The 2665-nt window shown below is 65.7% G+C and carries 4 protein-coding genes; all 4 read right to left on the bottom strand.

Annotation, left to right across the window (positions count from 1 at the left end; translation table 11 throughout):
• Positions 1 to 5 precede the first annotated feature (5 nt).
• Positions 6 to 668: an HAD family hydrolase gene (locus tag AC1D1X_RS20400; RefSeq protein WP_477699021.1), complete on the bottom strand. Its 663-nt coding sequence runs from the start codon at positions 666 to 668 to the stop codon at positions 6 to 8.
• Positions 665 to 1519 carry a metallophosphoesterase gene (locus AC1D1X_RS20395; protein ID WP_477670090.1) on the bottom strand — a complete coding sequence of 285 codons (855 nt, stop codon included), beginning with the start codon at positions 1517 to 1519 and terminating at the stop codon, positions 665 to 667. Before AC1D1X_RS20395 ends, AC1D1X_RS20400 begins: the two co-directional genes overlap by 4 nt.
• A gap of 49 nt (positions 1520 to 1568) precedes the next feature.
• Positions 1569 to 1865, bottom strand: a complete 297-nt coding sequence (locus AC1D1X_RS20390; RefSeq protein WP_477670091.1) for a hypothetical protein — start codon at positions 1863 to 1865, stop codon at positions 1569 to 1571.
• An 86-nt stretch (positions 1866 to 1951) separates the two neighbouring features.
• Positions 1952 to 2665, bottom strand: a 714-nt coding sequence (locus AC1D1X_RS20385) for a diguanylate cyclase domain-containing protein (RefSeq protein ID WP_477699020.1), incomplete at its 5' end; no start/stop codon positions are given.

Genomic DNA, 2665 nt, shown 5'->3' with positions numbered 1-2665 from the left:
GTGCTTCAGGCCAGCAGCGCGGGCAGGTCGGCCATGGCCGTGAACACATGCACCGCACCGGCGGCGCGCAGGGCTGCGGGCGCGTCGTGGCCCAGCTTGGGCGGGCTGTAGCCAAACACCGTGCAGCCGGCCGCCACGCCGGCCGTGACGCCGGTCACGGTGTCTTCCACCACGGCGCAGCGCTTGGGGTCTACCCCCAGCGCGGCGGCGGCGGCCAGGTACACATCGGGGAAGGGCTTGGAGCGCGGCAGCTCGTGCCCGCTGAAGATGTTGCCCTCAAAGAAAGGCATCAGCCCGCACTTTGCCAGCTGCAGCTCGACCTTGAAACGGWCGGCGCCGGACGCGCAGGCGATGCGGCCCTGGTAGGCCGTGTGGATCTGGCTGACGGCCTCCACCGCGCCATGCACGGCCAGCAGCGACTCGACCAGGGCTTCGTTGCGGCGGGCGCGAAACTCCAGCATCCACGCTTCGGTCAGCGGCTTGCCGGTGTGGGCTTCGATGGTGGCGGCTTCGTCCTTGACGGCCTTGCCGACAAACATGGCCATGCATTCAGCAGAGCCAAGCTTCCAGCCGAGCTCTTCGAGCATGTCGCGGAGCACGCCGTTGGTCAGCGGCTCGCTGTCGACCAGCACGCCATCACAGTCGAATAACACCGCCTCGAATTTCATGGTTCTCTTTCATGGCCCGCTTGCGGGCTTGTGCCACCCAGGGTGAACAGCACCCATTCAGGCCGCATATTAAAACGCACCGGCAGGATACTGACGCCGAGCCCGCTGGTGATGTACATGCGATTGTCTTCGTGCCCGACCCAGCCGTAGGCCCAGTCGCGCGGGCCGGCACCGGGCACCACGGGCGGGCCGTAGAAGGGAATGCTGACCTGGCCGCCGTGGGTGTGGGCGGCCACGATCAGGCCGCGCACCGGCGGCAAGTCAAACAGGCTGGCCGGCTCGTGCATGAAGACCAGCGCCTGCGCGCCCTTGGGCACCTTGCTCATTGCCTTGACCGGTCGGGAGTGGCCGGTGTAGTCGTCACCCACGCCCACCACCCAGACGGGCGTTGCGGATGCCCCAGGTGGAACGGGCAAGGACACAGCGTCGTTCTCGAGCACCGTGATGCCCGCGCGGGTGAATGCGGCGGTGAATTTTTCGCCGTCGTGCCACCAGTCGTGGTTGCCCATGACGGCGTAGACACCCAGCCGGGCTTTCAGCCCGCCCAGCACCTGGGCGATCTCGTCTTCGGGTGTGGCGGCGGTGTCGGGCTTGTAGTCGCGGTCGGCAATGAAGTCGCCGGGCAACAGCACCACGTCGGGTTGGGCGGCATTGATCTGCGCCACGATGTCACGCGCACGCTCCACCGTCATGACGCGCCACAGCGGGCGTTTGGTGAAGTGCCAGTCTGAAGCAATGGCCACTTTCAGGCCGGGCGGCCCTCTCCAGTCCGGAACGGTTTCACTGATCTCGCGGTGCGCGACCCAGCGCGGTTCGATGATGACGACCCATGTTCCCAGCAGCAAAATCACCAGAATCAGAACGCAGGCCCAACAAGACCTTTGCAGTTTTACCAGGCGCTCATAAACGGACATCAACACCCGCTTCGTTCACGGCCTCCATCACACCGGTGCTGTGCGGCGCCAGGCCATAGGCGCGCAGGTTTTTGCGCAGCTCGGTCGTGTCAACCTCGTTCCAGGCCAGGCCGCAATCCATGCAGGCATGTGAATGCTGGTTCTGCAAAAGCACCGGCTTGCCCACAAGGGAGCGCAGCAAGCCACGCAAGGGATAGAACCGCTCCGCTTCGAAATTGCCGCGTACCACCTTGCGGCTGCTGCAGCGCAGGCAATACATGCCGCGCACGGTTTGATTGAACATTGGTGCTCCCCGCCCAGTTAAGGCTACCGCTCACATGGTACCAACGGCCTGCCGTGCGAACGGGGCCGGAGCTTCTGGCGGGCGGTTCATTGCAACTGGCCAGGTGTGGAGCCGAAACGGCGCACGGGAATGGAATCGCCATCGGCTTCGGGCGGACTCAGGAAACGGATCGCGCGCTGGGCCTGGTCATCCTCCACCATCAGGCCCTGCAACGCTGCGTCGAGCGCCGCAAAGTCTCCGACCTCGCTGCGGCGGCTACCCACCGCCACGGTGAACCGCAGCGCCATGGAGGTGGGGTCGTCGGTATCACGCATCAGCCCCAGGGCCACCAGCCGGGACAGACGAGCCCTGAACGCTTCACCCGGCATCACGCCCTCCATCACGATGCCCAGCATGTTGCGGCCAAGCCGCCCCACAGTGTCGAAGTCGCGCGTGATGGTGCGTACCAGCCGCACGCTGCGGGCCAGCAGTTCTTCGGCCTCAACGATGTTCAGCCTGTCCGGGTCGGCCGGCTCCACAGAAACATAGATGATGGCCAGGTCACGCTTCAGCTCCGGCGCGGCGTTCCAGATGCGGGCCGCGCGGTCGCGAAAGGTTTTCCTGTTAAGGAAACCGGTGAGCGGATCGTGCTCTTTGGCCGCCTGCTCGCGCACTGTATCGGCGTGGCGCAGACGGCTCCAGGCGTTGATGCACAGCATCATGACCACCACCTCCACCAAGGCAGCGGCGACCGGAGTTTCGCCGGGCAGCCAGGGCGCGCTGATAAGCCCCGAGCTTTCGGCAAGGGCGAGGGCCACGCA

Source organism: Polaromonas sp. P1_G4, assembly GCF_056405475.1.
This window is presented reverse-complemented; position numbering and strand designations above follow the sequence as displayed.